The 17,009-nt window shown below is 65.0% G+C and carries 14 protein-coding genes and 1 tRNA gene; 1 reads left to right on the top strand and 14 read right to left on the bottom strand.

All coding sequences use genetic code 11. The annotated features are described in order from the left end of the window. The 4 genes from ACS5PM_RS31920 to rpsL form a co-directional block, all read right to left on the bottom strand. On the bottom strand, positions 1–132 hold a 132-nt coding region (locus tag ACS5PM_RS31920; protein WP_439392145.1), incomplete at its 3' end, for a GTP-binding protein. A gap of 125 nt (positions 133–257) precedes the next feature. After that, positions 258–2,360 (bottom strand): elongation factor G, encoded by a 2,103-nt coding sequence (gene fusA / locus ACS5PM_RS31915; protein WP_439392144.1) that lies wholly within the window; start codon positions 2,358–2,360, stop codon positions 258–260. Positions 2,361–2,429: 69 nt separating this feature from the next. Beyond that, a complete protein-coding gene (rpsG, locus tag ACS5PM_RS31910; protein WP_439392143.1) occupies positions 2,430–2,900 on the bottom strand; it encodes a 30S ribosomal protein S7 in 471 nt (156 codons plus the stop codon). Between the two features lie 193 nt (positions 2,901–3,093). Next, on the bottom strand, positions 3,094–3,471 hold the full coding sequence (gene rpsL / locus ACS5PM_RS31905) for a 30S ribosomal protein S12 (RefSeq protein WP_035037914.1): 378 nt from the start codon (positions 3,469–3,471) through the stop codon (positions 3,094–3,096). A 108-nt stretch (positions 3,472–3,579) separates the two neighbouring features. On the opposite strand from rpsL, the gene ACS5PM_RS31900 reads away from it, so the two are divergent. Beyond that, entirely contained in the window at positions 3,580–4,167 is a 588-nt protein-coding gene (locus ACS5PM_RS31900) for a PIN domain-containing protein (RefSeq protein ID WP_439392141.1), read from the top strand. A 57-nt stretch (positions 4,168–4,224) separates the two neighbouring features. On the opposite strand, the gene rpoC is transcribed toward ACS5PM_RS31900, so the two are convergent. From rpoC to ACS5PM_RS31850, 10 genes are all read right to left on the bottom strand, one after another. Continuing rightward, positions 4,225–8,463 carry a DNA-directed RNA polymerase subunit beta' gene (gene rpoC / locus ACS5PM_RS31895; RefSeq protein ID WP_439392140.1) on the bottom strand — a complete coding sequence of 1,413 codons (4,239 nt, stop codon included), beginning with the start codon at positions 8,461–8,463 and terminating at the stop codon, positions 4,225–4,227. Between the two features lie 12 nt (positions 8,464–8,475). Continuing rightward, a complete protein-coding gene (rpoB, locus tag ACS5PM_RS31890; protein WP_439392138.1) occupies positions 8,476–12,597 on the bottom strand; it encodes a DNA-directed RNA polymerase subunit beta in 4,122 nt (1,373 codons plus the stop codon). A 387-nt stretch (positions 12,598–12,984) separates the two neighbouring features. Next, a complete protein-coding gene (gene rplL, locus ACS5PM_RS31885) occupies positions 12,985–13,362 on the bottom strand; it encodes a 50S ribosomal protein L7/L12 (protein ID WP_439392136.1) in 378 nt (125 codons plus the stop codon). Positions 13,363–13,415: 53 nt separating this feature from the next. Beyond that, complete coding sequence (gene rplJ, locus ACS5PM_RS31880) at positions 13,416–13,943, bottom strand: 50S ribosomal protein L10 (RefSeq protein ID WP_439392135.1); 528 nt, start codon at positions 13,941–13,943, stop codon at positions 13,416–13,418. 305 nt (positions 13,944–14,248) lie between these two features. Further along, positions 14,249–14,959 (bottom strand): 50S ribosomal protein L1, encoded by a 711-nt coding sequence (gene rplA / locus ACS5PM_RS31875; RefSeq protein WP_439392134.1) that lies wholly within the window; start codon positions 14,957–14,959, stop codon positions 14,249–14,251. Then, positions 14,959–15,390: a 50S ribosomal protein L11 gene (gene rplK, locus ACS5PM_RS31870; protein ID WP_439392133.1), complete on the bottom strand. Its 432-nt coding sequence runs from the start codon at positions 15,388–15,390 to the stop codon at positions 14,959–14,961. Before rplK ends, rplA begins: the two co-directional genes overlap by 1 nt. A 158-nt stretch (positions 15,391–15,548) precedes the next feature. Continuing rightward, a complete protein-coding gene (nusG, locus tag ACS5PM_RS31865) occupies positions 15,549–16,124 on the bottom strand; it encodes a transcription termination/antitermination protein NusG (RefSeq protein WP_439392132.1) in 576 nt (191 codons plus the stop codon). Between the two features lie 43 nt (positions 16,125–16,167). Then, entirely contained in the window at positions 16,168–16,554 is a 387-nt protein-coding gene (gene secE, locus ACS5PM_RS31860; protein WP_439392131.1) for a preprotein translocase subunit SecE, read from the bottom strand. 195 nt (positions 16,555–16,749) lie between these two features. Further along, a tRNA-Trp gene (locus ACS5PM_RS31855) sits at positions 16,750–16,825 on the bottom strand. A gap of 57 nt (positions 16,826–16,882) precedes the next feature. Further along, positions 16,883–17,009 (bottom strand): EF-Tu C-terminal domain-related protein (locus ACS5PM_RS31850; RefSeq protein ID WP_445683271.1); only part of this gene is annotated, 127 nt, incomplete at its 5' end.

Genomic DNA, 17,009 nt, shown 5'->3' with positions numbered 1-17,009 from the left:
GGCTTCGCCGCCGAACTTGGTCGACAGCACCGTCGTGATCGCCGCCGTCAGCGTCGTCTTGCCATGGTCCACGTGACCAATCGTGCCCACGTTCACGTGCGGCTTGGTCCGTTCAAACTTGCCTTTTGCCATTTCTTTTCTCCAAAAAAGAGCGCTGCCCGTGACGAGGTTTAAGGTCTTCGCATCGTCGCGGATTCACCCGCCACGGGCAGCGGGAGGCGCGATGCCGAAGACCGGCTCAAAAGCTGAGCAGCGAGTTACTTGCCCCGCGCGGTGATGATCGCGTCGGCGACGTTCTTCGGAGCTTCGGCGTAGTGCTTGAACTCCATCGTGTACGTGGCACGACCCTGAGACATCGAGCGCAGCGTGGTCGAGTAGCCGAACATCTCCGACAACGGCACTTCGGCCTTGATGACCTTGCCGCCGCCGGGCATGTCGTCCATGCCCTGCACCATGCCGCGGCGGGACGACAAGTCGCCCATCACCGAGCCGGCGTAGTCTTCAGGCGTTTCCACTTCCACCGCCATCATCGGCTCGAGGATCACCGGGTTGGCCTTGCGGCAGGCATCCTTGAAGCCCATCGAAGCGGCCATCTTGAAGGCGTTTTCGTTCGAGTCCACTTCGTGGTACGAACCGAAGGTCAGGGTGACCTTGACGTCGACCACCGGGTAGCCGGCCAGCACGCCGTTCGGAAGGGTGTCGATGATGCCCTTCTCGACCGCCGGAATGAATTCGCGCGGGACCACGCCGCCCTTGATGGCGTCGACGAATTCGAAGCCCTTGCCCGGCTCCTGCGGCTCGACGGACAGCACGACGTGGCCGTACTGGCCCTTGCCGCCCGACTGGCGGACGAACTTGCCTTCGACGTCGGTGACGCCCTTGCGGATCGTCTCGCGGTAGGCGACCTGCGGCTTGCCTACGTTGGCTTCCACGCCGAACTCGCGCTTCATGCGGTCGACGATGATTTCCAGGTGCAGCTCGCCCATGCCGGAGATGATGGTCTGGCCGGACTCTTCGTCGGTGCGCAGGCGGAACGACGGATCTTCCGCGGCCAGGCGGCCCAGCGCGATGCCCATCTTCTCCTGGTCGGCCTTGGTCTTCGGTTCGACGGCCTGCGAGATCACCGGCTCGGGGAAGACCATCTTCTCGAGCGTGATGACGTGATCGGGGTCGCACAGCGTCTCGCCGGTCGTCACGTCCTTCAGGCCCACGCAAGCGGCGATGTCGCCGGCCAGGATTTCCTTGATTTCCTCACGCTGGTTGGCGTGCATCTGCAGGATCCGGCCGATGCGCTCCTTCTTGCCGCGGATCGGGTTGTAGACCGAGTCGCCCGACTTCAGCACGCCCGAGTAGACGCGCACGAAGGTCAACTGACCGACGTAGGGATCGGTCATCAGCTTGAAGGCCAGCGCGGCGAACTTCTCGCTGTCATCGGCCTTGCGGACGACTTCCTTCTCTTCCTCGTCGGTGCCGGGCACCGGCGGGATGTCGATCGGCGAAGGCATGAACTCGATCACGGCGTCCAGCATGCGCTGCACACCCTTGTTCTTGAACGCCGTCCCGCACAGCATCGGCTGGATCTCGCCGGCGATGGTGCGCACGCGGATGCCCTGCTTGATCTCTTCCTCGGTCAGCTCGCCCGACTCGAGGTACTTGTTCATCAGCTCTTCGCTGGACTCGGCGGCAGCCTCGATCATCCCTTCGCGCCACTTCTGGCACTCGGCCTCGAGATCGGCGGGGATGTCCTCGTAGTTGAACTTCATGCCCTGGGAAGCCTCGTCCCAGATGATGGCCTTCATCTTGAGCAGGTCGACGACGCCCTTGAAGTTCTCTTCGGCGCCGATGGGCACCACGATGGGCACGGGGTTCGCCTTCAGGCGCGTCTTCATCTGGTCGTAGACCTTGAAGAAGTTTGCGCCGGTGCGGTCCATCTTGTTGACGAACGCGAGACGGGGCACCTTGTACTTGTTGGCCTGGCGCCAGACGGTTTCCGACTGGGGCTGCACGCCGCCCACGGCGCAGTACACCATGCAGGCGCCGTCCAGCACGCGCATGGAACGCTCCACCTCGATGGTGAAGTCCACGTGCCCGGGGGTGTCGATGATGTTGATGCGGTGCTCGGGGAACGACAGGTCCATGCCCTTCCAGAAGCAGGTGGTCGCGGCGGAGGTGATCGTGATGCCACGCTCCTGCTCCTGCTCCATCCAGTCCATCGTGGCGGCGCCGTCGTGCACTTCACCGATCTTGTGGTTCACACCGGTGTAGTAGAGGATGCGCTCGGTCGTCGTGGTCTTGCCAGCGTCGATGTGCGCCGAGATACCGATGTTCCGGTAGCGCTCGATGGGGGTCTTGCGAGCCATGGTGTCACTCCAAATACGAAGGGCCGCCCGGGTTGGTGGTAACCCTAGGCGGCCGGGGAAACGAGGATCTTAGAAGCGGAAGTGCGAGAACGCCTTGTTGGCCTCGGCCATGCGGTGAACTTCGTCGCGCTTCTTCATCGCACCGCCCCGGCCCTCCGAGGCCTCCAGCAGCTCGTTGGCCAGGCGCGCGGCCATCGACTTCTCACCGCGCTTGCGCGCCGATTCCTTCAGCCAGCGCATGGCCAGGGCCATCCGGCGCACGGGGCGAACTTCCACGGGAACTTGGTAGTTCGCACCGCCGACGCGGCGGGACTTGACTTCGACCATCGGCTTCACGTTGTTCAGCGCGGTCAGGAAGATCTCGAGCGGATCCTTGTTGGCCTTCTTCTCGACCTGGTCCAGCGCACCGTAGATGATGCGCTCGGCGACCGCCTTCTTGCCCGACTCCATGATCACGTTCATGAACTTGGACAGATCGACCGAGCCGAACTTCGGGTCCGGCAGGATCTCGCGCTTGGGTACTTCGCGACGACGTGGCATTTCACTCTTCCTTCATCTTCAGTTGGCGAGGCTTTCGCTTCACCTCGAAAGACCACTGGATGCCTTCTTGGCGTGGGTCTTTCACTTACTCGGCTCGGGCATCGGCCCTTGCCGCAACTTCAACGACTCGCGCTCTCACGCTTGTCGGAACCTCTAACGGCCTTCAGGCCGTTTCTCCTGTTCGCCGAAGGCGTTACGCCTTCTTCGGGCGCTTCGCGCCGTACTTCGAACGCGACTGCTTGCGATCCTTGACGCCTTGCAGGTCCAGCGAGCCGCGGACGATGTGGTAGCGCACGCCCGGCAGATCCTTGACACGGCCGCCGCGCACGAGCACCACCGAGTGCTCCTGCAGGTTGTGGCCTTCGCCGCCGATGTACGAGATGACCTCGAAACCGTTGGTCAGGCGCACCTTGGCGACCTTGCGAAGCGCCGAGTTCGGCTTCTTCGGGGTCGTGGTGTAGACGCGGGTGCAGACCCCGCGGCGCTGCGGGCAGTTCTGCATCGCAGGCGACTTGGACTTCGTGACCTCGACCTGGCGGCCTTGGCGCACGAGCTGGTTGATGGTGGGCATGGGTAACTTGTTCCCGTTTGAAGTTACGTGGGTTCGTTTCTTTCCGGGCAGGAAGCCGGGCCGGGCCTCGAGACGCTGCTGCCGGTGACGTGACACCGGTGACGTTGAATGACAAGGCCGCAAAGGCGGGAACCCGCCGAAAAGCCCTCCATTATATTCGGGCAGACCCTTGACCGCAACCCGCCCGTGACCATCCCGACCGACGCCGCCCCTGCACCCCTGGCAACAACGATAGTGAGTGACGGCTTGCAAGGAGGTTCCTTCCTGGCCGTCATCGACACCCAGTCGCTGCTGGATTGGAAATACTTCGGCAACGAGATCTGCTCCGGCTGGCCCCTGCCTGGAGAAGGCTCGTGGCGATGGCTCGCGACGGCCGCCATGCGGGACGAGCTGTCACACGTGCTGGCCCGAGGCTTCGGGGAGCGATGGCAGACGCCCGCCCGGCAGGTGCTCGACTTCTTCGACCGACACGCGACAGTGGTGGCGGACAAGGCCTTGCCGGCGGGCCTGGCCCGGGCGCTGCGCTGCACCGATCCCGACGACCAGAAGTTCGTGGACCTGGCCATATCCGCCAGAGCGCAGTGGCTGGTCAGTCGAGACCGCGCCGTGCTGAAGCTGCGCCGCCGTGCGTGGACGTTGAGCGGCGTGAAGATCGTCGCGCCGGCCGACTGGCGGCCAACCGCTTCGGGCATGTGACGCCGCAAGAAAAAAGGGCGACCGGAGGTCGCCCTTTCAAGTCTGAAGACTGGACGGTCAGTCGGCGCCCGAGTCGCCACCACCACCGTGGCCGCCGCTCTGGGCCTCCAGGCTCGCGAGCTGGGCCGAGGCGAGTTCCTCGGCTTCCTGCAGGGCGATCGCGCGACGCTCGGTCTCGTCCATCTCTTCCTTGGCCTTGCGGGCCAGGTGGAAGGCCATGCCGGTGCCGGCAGGGATCAGGCGGCCGACGATCACGTTTTCCTTCAGGCCACGCAGCTCGTCGCGCTTGCCCATGATCGCCGCCTCGGTCAGCACGCGGGTCGTTTCCTGGAAGGAAGCGGCCGAGATGAACGAGTCGGTCGACAGCGAGGCCTTGGTGATGCCCAGCAGCACGTCGGCGTAGGTCGCCGTGAGCTTGCCTTCGCCACGCAGGCGGTCGTTGGTGTTGGACAGCTCGGAGCGCTCCACCTGCTCGCCGGAGATGTAGGCCGAGTCGCCCGGGTTCGTGATCTGCACGCGACGCAGCATCTGGCGAACGATCACCTCGATGTGCTTGTCGTTGATCTTCACGCCCTGCAAGCGGTACACGTCCTGCACTTCGTCGACGATGTAGCGGGCCAGCTCCTCGACGCCCAGCAGTCGCAGGATGTCCTGCGGATCCGCCGCGCCGTCGACGATCAGCTCGCCGCGGTTGACCACCTGGCCTTCGTGCACCAGGATGTTCTTCTCCTTGGGCACCAGCTCTTCGAACACCTTGCCGTCCGGGTCGGTGATCTGCAGGCGCACCTTGCCCTTGGTCTCCTTGCCGAACGACACCGTGCCGGTGATCTCGGCCAGCGTGCCCTTGTCCTTGGGCGAGCGGGCTTCGAACAGCTCGGCCACCCGCGGCAGACCGCCGGTGATGTCACGGGTCTTCTGGCCTTCGACCGGGATGCGCGCCAGCACTTCACCAGGCAGCAGGTCCTGGCCGTCGCGGATCTGCACCAGCGAGCCGACCTGGAAGCCGATGGTCACCGAGTGATCGGTGCCGGGGATCTTCACTTCCTGGCCGGCGGCGTCCAGCAGCTTGACCTGCGGGCGAACCACCTTGGCGGCGCCGCGGCGCTTCGGGTCGATCACGACCAGCGTCGACAGGCCGGTGACCTCGTCGACCTGCTTGGCGACGGTGACGCCTTCCTCGACGTTCTCGAACTTCGCGCGACCAGCGAATTCCGTGATGATCGGGCGGGTCAGCGGATCCCAGTTGGCGAGCACCGTACCAGCCTTGATCTGCTGGTCGGGCTTGACGTTCAGGATCGCGCCGTACGGCACCTTGTGGCGCTCGCGCTCGCGGCCGTGCTGGTCGGAGATGACGATCTCGCCGGAGCGGGAAATCACCACCAGCTCGCCCTTGCCGTTCGTCACGTAGCGCATCGTCGGGTTGAAGCCGATGAAGCCGTCCGACTTGGCGTCCACGCTGGAGGCCACCGCCGCACGCGAGGCCGCGCCACCGATGTGGAACGTCCGCATCGTCAGCTGCGTGCCCGGCTCGCCGATCGACTGCGCGGCGATCACGCCGACCGCCTCGCCGACGTTCACGCGGCCACCGCGGCCGAGGTCCCGGCCGTAGCACTTGGCGCAAAGGCCGAAGCGGGTTTCGCAGGTCAGCGGTGTACGCACCTTGACTTCGTCCACGCCGGCGGCTTCGATCAAGTCGAGCATGTCTTCGTCGAGCATCGTGCCCGCGCCGATCACCACCTCCTGGGTCTCGGGGTGGGTCACCTCGACAGCCGCCACGCGGCCCAGGATGCGGTCGCGCAGCGACTCGATCACTTCGCCGCCTTCGACCAGCGCGCGCATCGCGAAGCCGTGCTCGGTACCGCAGTCGTCTTCCACGACGACCAGATCCTGGGTCACGTCGACCAGGCGGCGCGTCAGGTAGCCGGAGTTCGCGGTCTTCAGCGCCGTGTCCGCCAGGCCCTTGCGGGCGCCGTGGGTGGAGATGAAGTACTGCAGAACGTTCAGGCCTTCGCGGAAGTTCGCGGTGATGGGCGTCTCGATGATCGAGCCGTCCGGCTTGGCCATCAGGCCGCGCATGCCCGCCAGCTGGCGGATCTGCGCCGCGGAGCCGCGCGCCCCGGAGTCGGCCATCATGTAGATGGAGTTGAACGACTCCTGGTCGACTTCCTTGCCATGGCGGTCGGTGACCTTCTGCTTGGACAGCTGGGCCATCATGACCTTGCCGACTTCGTCACCGGTCTTGCCCCAGATGTCAACGACCTTGTTGTAGCGCTCGCCGGCCGTCACGAGACCCGAGACGTACTGCTGCTCGATCTCCTTGACTTCCTTTTCGGCGCGCTCGATCAGGCCGTGCTTCTCCTTCGGCACCAGCATGTCGTCGATGCCGATGGAGATGCCCGCGCGGGTGGCCAGCTTGAAGCCGCTTTGCAGCAGCTTGTCGGCCAGCACCACGGTTTCCTTCAGGCCGCACTTGCGGAAGGCCGTGTTGATCAGGCGCGAGATCTCCTTCTTCTTCAGCGCCTTGTTGATGTTCGAGAACGGCAGCCCCTTGGGCAGGATCTCGGACAGCAGCGCGCGGCCGACGGTCGTGTCGACCAGCTTGGTCTCGGGCTTGAACTCGCCGTCGGCGTCCTTGACCCACTCGGTCAGGCGCACCGCGATCTTGGCGGTGACCTCCACGGCGCCGTTGTCCAGCGCGCGCTGGAGCTCGACGACATCGGAGAAGACCATGCCTTCGCCCTTGCCGTTGATGCGCTCGCGGGTGGCGTAGTACAGGCCCAGCACCACGTCCTGGGAAGGCACGATCGACGGCTCGCCCGAGGCCGGGAAGAGCACGTTGTTCGAGGCCAGCATCAGGGCGCGGGCTTCCATCTGCGCTTCGATCGACAGCGGCACGTGGACGGCCATCTGGTCACCGTCGAAGTCGGCGTTGAACGCCGCGCAGACCAGCGGGTGCAGCTGGATCGCCTTGCCTTCGATCAGCACCGGCTCGAACGCCTGGATGCCCAGGCGGTGCAGCGTCGGCGCGCGGTTCAGCATCACCGGGTGTTCCTTGATGACTTCTTCAAGGATGTCCCAGACCACCGGCGTGCCGGACTCCACTTCCTTCTTCGCCGCCTTGATGGTGGTGGCGATGCCCATCGCCTCCAGGCGCGAGAAGATGAAGGGCTTGAACAGCTCCAGCGCCATCAGCTTCGGCAGGCCGCACTGGTGCAGCTTGAGCGTCGGGCCCACGGTGATGACCGAACGGCCGGAGTAGTCGACGCGCTTGCCCAGCAGGTTCTGGCGGAAGCGGCCGCTCTTGCCCTTGATCATGTCGGCCAGGGACTTCAGGGCGCGCTTGTTCGCACCGGTCATGGCCTTGCCGCGGCGGCCGTTGTCCAGCAGCGAGTCGACGGCTTCCTGCAGCATGCGCTTTTCGTTGCGCACGATGATCTCGGGGGCCTTCAACTCCAGCAGGCGGGCCAGGCGGTTGTTCCGGTTGATGACGCGACGGTAGAGGTCGTTCAGGTCGGAGGTCGCGAAGCGGCCGCCGTCCAGCGGCACCAGCGGACGCAGGTCCGGCGGCAGCACCGGCAGCACGTCCATCACCATCCAGTGCGGCTTGATGCCCGACTTCTTGAAGGCCTCCATCACCTTCAGGCGCTTGGAGTTCTTCTTGACCTTGAGCTCGGAGCCGGTCATGTCGCCGCGCAGCTTCTCGATCTCGACGTCGAGGTCCATCTCCTCGAGCAGCTTCTTGATGCCCTCGGCGCCCATCAGGGCGATGAACTCGTCCCCGAACTCGGTGCGCTTGGCCTCGTAGTCGTCCTCGCTCATGATCCCGAACTTCTTCAGCGGGGTCATGCCGGGGTCGACGATCACGTAGGCTTCGAAGTACAGCACGCGCTCGATGTCGCGCAGCGTCATGTCGAGCACCAGGCCCAGGCGCGACGGCAGCGACTTCAGGAACCAGATGTGCGCGCAGGGCGCGGCCAGGTCGATGTGGCCCATGCGCTCGCGGCGCACCTTGGTCTGCGTGACCTCGACGCCGCACTTCTCGCAGATCACGCCGCGGTGCTTCAGGCGCTTGTACTTGCCGCACAGGCACTCGTAGTCCTTGATCGGGCCGAAGATCTTGGCGCAGAACAGGCCGTCGCGTTCCGGCTTGAAGGTCCGGTAGTTGATGGTCTCGGGCTTCTTCACCTCGCCGAACGACCACGAGCGGATCTTCTCCGGGCTGGCCAGCCCGATCTTGATCGCGTCGAAGTGTTCGTCGGGGGTGAATTGCTTGAAAAGGTCGAGTAGTCCCTTCATGCCTTTTCTCCTTTAGTTGCGCTCGAGCTCGATGTCGATGCCGAGCGAACGAATTTCCTTCACCAGCACGTTGAACGACTCCGGCATGCCGGCGTCGATGGCGTGCTCGCCCTTGACGATGTTCTCGTAGACCTTGGTGCGGCCATTCACATCGTCGGACTTGACGGTCAGCATTTCCTGCAGCACGTAGCTGGCGCCGTAGGCTTCGAGTGCCCAGACCTCCATCTCGCCGAAACGCTGGCCGCCGAACTGGGCCTTGCCGCCCAGGGGCTGCTGCGTGACGAGGGAGTACGGGCCGGTCGAGCGGGCGTGCATCTTGTCGTCCACCAGGTGGTGCAGCTTCAGCACGTGCATGTAGCCCACGGTGACGGGGCGCTCGAACGCCTCGCCGGTGCGGCCGTCATGCAGCGTGGCCTGGGTGCGCGTCGCCGTCAGGCCCTTGCGGGCGGCGATGTCCTCGGGGTAGGCGAGCTTCAGCATGCCGCGGATCTCTTCTTCCGCCGCGCCGTCGAACACTGGCGTCGCGAAGGGCACGCCCTTGCTCAGCTCCTGTGCCATCTCGATGACTTCCTTGTCGGTCAGGTCACCCAGGCGCTCGGTCTTGCCGCCGGACTTGTTGTAGAGCTCGTCCATGAACTTGCGCAGCTCGGCCACCGCCGATTGCTGCTGCAGCATGTCGCCGAGGCGCTGGCCGATGCCCTTGCCGGCCCAGCCCAGGTGCACTTCGAGCACCTGGCCCACGTTCATGCGCGAAGGCACGCCCAGCGGGTTCAGCACGATGTCGCACGGCGTGCCGTCGGCCATGTAGGGCATGTCCTCGATCGGGACGATCTTGGACACCACACCCTTGTTGCCGTGGCGGCCGGCCATCTTGTCGCCAGGCTGCAGGCGGCGCTTGACGGCCAGGTAGACCTTGACCATCTTCAGCACGCCGGCCGGCAGCTCGTCGCCCTGGGTCAGCTTCTTGCGCTTTTCTTCGAACGCGAGGTCGAAGCCGTGGCGGGTCTGCTCGAGCGAGTTCTTGATCGACTCGAGCTGGTTGGCCACGTCTTCTTCCGCCGGGCGCACGTCGAACCAGTGGTACTTGTCGATCGACGACAGGTAGGCCTTGTCGATCGTCGAGCCCTTGGCCAGCTTCTGCGGGCCGCCGTTGGCGATGCGGCCGGAAAGCAGCTTCTCGATCCGGTCGAAGGCGTCGGCTTCCACGATGCGCAGCTGGTCGTTCAGGTCCAGGCGGAAGCGCTTCAGTTCATCGTCGATGATCTGCTGGGCGCGCTTGTCGCGCTGGATGCCTTCGCGGGTGAAGACCTGCACGTCGATGACGGTGCCGCTGGTGCCCTGGTCGACACGCAGGGAGGTGTCCTTCACGTCGGACGCCTTCTCGCCGAAGATCGCGCGCAGCAGCTTCTCTTCCGGCGTCAGCGTGGTCTCGCCCTTGGGCGTGACCTTGCCGACCAGCACGTCGCCGGGGTTCACCTCGGCGCCGATGTAGACGATGCCCGACTCGTCCAGGCGCGCCAGCTGCTGCTCGGACAGGTTCGGGATGTCGCGCGTGATTTCCTCGGCGCCCAGCTTGGTGTCGCGCGCATTGACCACCAGCTCCTCGATGTGGATCGAGGTGTAGCGGTCCTCGGCGACGACGCGTTCGCTGATGAGGATCGAGTCTTCGAAGTTGTAGCCGTTCCAGGGCATGAACGCGACGAGCATGTTCTGGCCGAGCGCGAGCTCGCCCAGGTCGGTCGACGCGCCGTCCGCCACCACGTCACCCGAAGCCACCTTGTCGCCACGCTTGACGATGGCGCGCTGGTGGATGTTGGTGTTCTGGTTGGAACGCTGGTACTTGATCAGGTTGTAGATGTCGACGCCGACTTCGCCGGCGACGGTCTCGTCGTCGTTGACCCGGATCACCACGCGGTTGGTGTCGACGTAGTCGACCACGCCGCCGCGGCGCGCCGTCACCACCGTGCCCGAGTCGACCGCGGCCACGCGCTCGACGCCGGTGCCGACGAGGGCCTTCTCCGGGCGCAGCACAGGCACGGCCTGGCGCTGCATGTTCGCGCCCATCAGCGCGCGGTTCGCATCATCGTGCTCGAGGAAGGGCACGAGCGAAGCCGCCACCGACACGATCTGCGTCGGTGCCACGTCCATGTACTGGATGCGCTCCGGCGAGGTCAGCACCGATTCGCCGTTCTCGCGGGCAGACACCAGCTCGTCGATCAGCGCGCCGTCGGCACCCAGCGAGGCGTTCGCCTGGGCGATGACGTACTTGCCTTCCTCGATGGCCGACAGGTAGTCGATCTGCATCGTCACCTTGCCGTCGGCCACGCGACGGTACGGCGTCTCGAGGAAGCCGTACTCGTTCAGCTGGGCGTACAGGGCGAGCGAGTTGATCAGGCCGATGTTCGGGCCTTCCGGCGTTTCGATCGGGCAGACGCGGCCGTAGTGGGTCGGGTGCACGTCTCGCACTTCGAAGCCGGCGCGCTCGCGGGTCAGACCGCCCGGGCCCAGGGCCGAGACGCGACGCTTGTGCGTGATCTCGGACAGCGGGTTGGTCTGGTCCATGAACTGCGACAGCTGCGACGCACCGAAGAACTCCTTCAGCGCCGCGGAGATCGGCTTGGAGTTGATCAGGTCGTGCGGCATCAGGGCTTCGGTCTCGGCCTGGCCCAGACGCTCCTTCACGGCCTTCTCGATGCGGGCCAGGCCCGAGCGGTACTGGTTCTCGGCCAGTTCGCCGACGCAACGAACGCGCCGGTTGCCCAGGTGGTCGATGTCATCGACCTCGCCGCGGCCATTGCGCAGCTCGACGAGGATCTTGACGACCGCGATGATGTCCTCGTTGGACAGGGTCATCGGACCTTCCGGCACGTCGCGGCCCACGCGGGCGTTGAACTTCATCCGGCCGACGCGCGACAGGTCGTAGGTGTCCGGGTTGTAGAACAAGCGGCCGAACAGCGCCTCGACGGCGTCCTCGGTCGGCGGCTCGCCGGGGCGCATCATGCGGTAGATGGCGACGCGTGCAGCCAGCTGGTCGGCGGTCTCGTCCAGAGACAGCGTCTGGCTGATGTAGGCGCCCTGGTCCAGCTCGTTGGTGAACAGGCAGGGCAGGTCCTTGATGCCTGCGGCCCGCAGCTTCTTCAGCAGGGATTCAGTCAGCTCGTCGTTGGCCTTGGCGATGATCTCGCCCGTCTCCGGGTCGACCATGTTGCGGGCCACGATGCGGCCGACGAGGAAGTCCTCAGGCACCGAGATGTGGTTGGTGCCGGACTGCTCGAGCTGTCGCGCGTGGCGAGCGGTGATGCGCTTGTCCTTCTCGACCACGACATTGCCCGACTTGTCGGTGATGTCGAAGCGGGCGACCTCGCCCTTCAGGCGCTCGGGCACGAACTCCAGCTGGGCACCGGTGTCCATCAGCCGGAACATGTCGTTGCTGAAGAAGTGCGCCAGGATCGCTTCCGGGTTCAGGCCGATGGCCTTGAGCAGGATCGTCACCGGCATCTTGCGGCGGCGGTCGACACGGAAGTACAGGACGTCCTTCGGGTCGAACTCGAAGTCCAGCCACGAGCCGCGGTAAGGAATGATGCGGGCCGAGAACAGCAGCTTGCCGGATGAGTGGGTCTTGCCCTTGTCGTGCTCGAAGAACACGCCGGGCGAGCGGTGCAGCTGGCTCACGATGACACGCTCGGTGCCATTGACGATGAACGAGCCGTAGTCGGTCATGAGCGGAACTTCGCCCATGTAGACCTCTTGCTCCTTGATCTCCTTGACGACCTTCGCGGGGTGCGATTCGCGGTCGTAGATGATCATCTGCAGCTTCGCACGCACGGCGGCTGCATAGGTCAGGCCGCGCTGCTGGCATTCGCGGGTGTCGAACGCCGGGCGGGCGATGTTGAATTCGATGAACTTCATCTCCACGAACCCGTTGTGCGAAACGATCGGGAACGCGGAAAGGAAAGCCGCCTGCAAGCCTTCGGGCTTGCGCTGTTGCGGCGGTACGTCCTTCTGGAGGAACGCGACGTAGGACTCCCGCTGCATGGTCAGCAGGTAGGGGACGTTGAGAACGCTCTCACGCTTGCCGAAGCTCTTGCGGATTCGCTTGCGCTCGGTGTAGCTGTAGGGGGTTGCTTGCGCCATGTATGACTCCGTGGTGAGGGTGCGCGCCGGCCGTGCACGCACCTCCTCGGGGCGACTGGCTTGCCAGATGCAGACTCCAGAGCCCGCTCTTGCGGGCTCGCCCCCTGCGGGGGGTGTGTCGACGAGGGGCGGCCCGTCGTCGACTCAGGTGTTGCGCCTGTAAGCTTGGTGGTTGGCCACTACCAACCGCTGGCGGACAACCCCGGCATTGCACCGGAGCCCGACCAAACCGGTTCTTCTGCAGTCGGATCAGAGAACACTGTCGAAGGCCCCGCGGGGGTCCTCGACGCTGTCCTCGTCAAAGGCCCGGGAAGCCGGGCCTGGCTTGACGCGAACAGGAGGAGGTGGGGTCGCCACCGCCTCCTTTCAAGCATCCACCGAAGTGGATTACTTCATCTCGGCCTTGGCGCCGGCTTCGATCAGCTTCTTCACGGCGGCTTCGGCGTCGGCCTTGGCCACGGCTTCCTTGACGTTCTTCGGAGCGCCGTCGACCAGGTCCTTGGCTTCCTTCAGGCCCAGGCCCGTCAGTTCGCGCACGGCCTTGATGGTGCCGACCTTGTTCGAGCCGGCTTCGAGCAGCACGACGTTGAATTCGGTCTTCTCTTCGACCACGGCGGCAGCGGCGCCACCGCCACCGGCGGCCGGAGCGGCCATGGACGCGGCGGACACGCCGAACTTCTCTTCGATGGCCTTGACCAGGTCGTTCAGTTCCATGACGGACATGCTGTCCAGGGCGGTCAGGAAGGCGTCTTTATCGAATGCCATTTGAGTTACCTCGATTTCAGTGATTCAGTGTGTGGGGTTGAAGCAGGCGCCGGTCAGTCGGCCACAGCTTCGGCGGGCGCAGCGGCTTCGGCGCCGCCGCCCTTCTTCTCGGCCAGGGCAGCCAGCACGGCAGCGGTGCGCTGGACCGGCGACTTCAGCAAGCCGGCGATCTGCGACAGCAGCACTTCCTTGCTGGGAATCGCGGCCAGGGCCTTGACGCCATTGACGTCCAGGGCCTTGCCAGCGTAGGCGCCGGCCTTGATGACCAGCTTGTCGTTGCTCTTGGCAAAGTCAGCGATGACTTTGGCCGCGGCGACGGCGTCTTCGGAAAAGCCGTAGATCAGCGGGCCGACCATGCTCTCCGACGCGACCTCGAACGGGGTGCCGGCGACGGCGCGACGGGCCAGGCTGTTCTTCAACACGTGAAGGTACACACCCTTGGACCGCGCATCGACGCGCAGCTTGTTCAAGTTCTCGACGGTGAGGCCACGGTACTCGGCCATCGCCAGGGTCTGGGACTTGGCAGCTTGCGCCGACACGCCCTCGATCACGGCCGCCTTCTCGTTGCGGTTGAGACTCAAGGTCTACTCCTCACAGTGACGTGCCAGGTGCCCTTTCGGGCCACCCGGCACAACGGGTTGCAGCGACCTTGCCGCTTCCGATCGACGCTTCAGTCACACTGAAACCTCTTTCGTCACGGCGGGGACGCCATCTGCGCTGGCGAAGGCCCGGGGGTCCTCATTAAGACGTCGTGACCAGGGTCACGGCATCGCCAGCGGTCTTGGATGGCCCGCCGCCCGCTCCTGCGAGCGAGCGGCGGCCCACCAATTCATCGGGCCAGTCGGCGCGTCAAGACAGCCGCGCCAGCCCTTTGTTCATGTCCGGCTCAGGCGGCGGCTGGGGCCAGCGTCACCGAAGCGATTTCGACCCGTGCGCCGATGCCCATGGTCGACGAGACGGCCACCTTGCGCAGGTAGACGCCCTTGCTCGACGCCGGCTTGTGCTTGTTCAGCGCTTCCAGCAGGGCAGCCAGGTTGCCGATCAGCTTGGCGTCGTCGAACGAACGGCGGCCGATCGTGCCGTGGATGATGCCGGCCTTGTCGACGCGGAACTGCACCTGGCCCGCCTTGGCGTTCTTCACCGCCGTGGCCACGTCGGGCGTCACGGTTCCGACCTTCGGGTTCGGCATCAGGCCGCGCGGGCCCAGGATCTGGCCCAGGGTACCCACCACGCGCATGGTGTCCGGCGAGGCAATCACCACGTCGAAGTTGATGTTGCCGGCCTTGACCTGCTCGGCCAGGTCTTCCATGCCGACCACGTCGGCACCGGCGGCCCGGGCTTCTTCAGCCTTGGCGCCCTGGGCGAACACGGCGACGCGCTTGGTCTTGCCGGTGCCGTTGGGCATCACGACCGCGCCACGGACGACCTGGTCGGACTTCTTCGCGTCGATGCCGAGCTGCACGGCCACGTCGATGGATTCATCGAACTTGGCGGTGGCGCAGCTCTTGACGAGGGTCAGCGCTTCATTGATCGGGTACAGCTTCAGGCTGTCGACCTTGCCCTGCAGGGCCTTGGCTTTCTTGGTCAGCTTGGCCATCACACGCCCTCCACGATCACGCCCATCGAACGGGCGGAACCGGCAATGATCTTCACCGCGCCGTCGAGGTCAGCGGCGTTCAGGTCCTTCATCTTGGCCTTGGCAATGTCTTCCAGCTGAGCGCGGGTGATCTTGCCGACCTTGTTCAGGTGCGCCTTGTCCGAGCCCTTGCCCAGGCCGATGGCCTTCTTGATCAGCACGGTCGCCGGGGGCGACTTCATGATGAAGGTGAAGGACTTGTCGGCGTAAGCCGTGATCACCACCGGGAGCATCAGGCCCGGTTCCATGCCTTGGGTCTGGGCGTTGAACGCCTTGCAGAACTCCATGATGTTCAGGCCGCGCTGACCGAGCGCGGGGCCGATCGGGGGCGACGGGTTGGCCTTGCCGGCCGGGACTTGCAGCTTGATGAAGCCGACGATTTTCTTTGCCATGATGGCTCCTCGAGTTCAAACGACCGCCGAAGCGATCTCCTCGTCTATCGACCCTCTTCAGACCAGCGAACCGGGGTCGGGGCAGTTCGCCGCTAGAACTCAGACTTTCTGCCTCGCCCCGTTTCGGGCTTCGGCAAGGGACTCGACGGCTGCGGCCGTCAGACCTTCTCGACCTGCGAGAAATCCAGCTCGACGCCGGTGGCACGACCGAAGATCGTCACCGACACCTTGACCTTGGACTTCTCGTAGTTGACTTCCTCGATCGCGCCGTTGAAGTCGGTGAACGGGCCTTCCTTGACACGCACCAGCTCGCCCACCACCCACTCGACCTTCGGCCGGGGCTTCTCGATGCCTTCCTGCATCTGGTTGACGATCTTCATCACCTCGGCTTCCGAGATCGGGGCCGGGCGATTGCGCGCGCCGCCGACGAAGCCGGTGACCTTGCTGGTGTGCTTGACCAGATGCCAGGTCTCGTCGTCCATCAGCATCTCGACCAACACGTAGCCGGGGAAGAAGCGGCGCTCCGTGACGGCCTTCTTGCCGTTCTTCAACTCGACGACTTCTTCGGTGGGCACCAGGATGCGGCCGAACTTGGCCTGCATGCCGGCGCGGTCGATGCGCTCGCGCAGGTTGCGCTCGACGGCCTTCTCCATGCCGGAATAGGCATGGACGACGTACCAGCGCAGGCCGCTCGGGGCGGCCGCAGCGGTGTCGGTGGCGGCGTTTTCGGTCATGCTCTTCAAACCTTGGCGTTCAGTGCGGGGCGACGGGACACGGTCAACGTTTCCAGCCCAGGATCAGGTCGTACAACGCCCACTCCAGGGTCTTGTCCGTCACCCACAGGAACAGAGCCATCACGACGACGAAGGCGAAGACGTAGCCCGTCATCTGCGTGGCCTCCTTGCGAGTGGGCCAGACGACCTTCTTCACCTCGCGGACCGACTCGCGTCCGTAGGCGATCAGCTGGCGACCGCTTTCCGAGGTGAAGAACACGGCCACGGCAGCGGCCACGCCGAGCAGCAGCACCACCACGCGCAGCCACATGTCCTTCTGGGCCAGGAGGTAGAAGGCCACCAGCGAGCCGAGGAGCAGTGCCGCCGCCGCCACCAGCTTGGCCTTGTCGGCGCCGGTGGTCACGGTTTGCACTTGGGGTTGGGTGGACATTGATTTCACTTCAGAAGACTGATCCGGTTGCCGGCTTTCGGTTCATCGTGCGGCCACGGGATGGGCCCAAACGCCTGGATGGCGCCGCCCCATCAGAGCAGCAAAGCCCGCGGCGCGTTTCTCGCCTGCGGGCTGCTGGATTCGGGCGATTCATCAAACCGCGGTGCGGGCCTCGTCAGGCCGTCGCATCAGGTTTGGCAGGGGCAGTAGGAATCGAACCTACAACCTTCGGTTTTGGAGACCGACGCTCTGCCAATTGAGCTATACCCCTTCTGCCTTTCTACAGGTTCGTTGGCTTGAAGTTCGCTGGGCGGCCCTGACGCGTGCGTCAGGCGATGATCTTGGCCACGACGCCGGCGCCGACGGTGCGGCCGCCTTCACGGATGGCGAAGCGCAGGCCTTCTTCCATCGCGATCGGGGCGATCAGCTTGACGGTGATGCTGACGTTGTCGCCG

It is taken from the genome of Ideonella flava (genome assembly GCF_051857595.1).
GTDB lineage: Bacteria > Pseudomonadota > Gammaproteobacteria > Burkholderiales > Burkholderiaceae_C > Ideonella.
The sequence above is the reverse complement of the archived record's forward strand: the minus strand, read 5'-3'. Positions and strand labels throughout refer to the sequence as shown.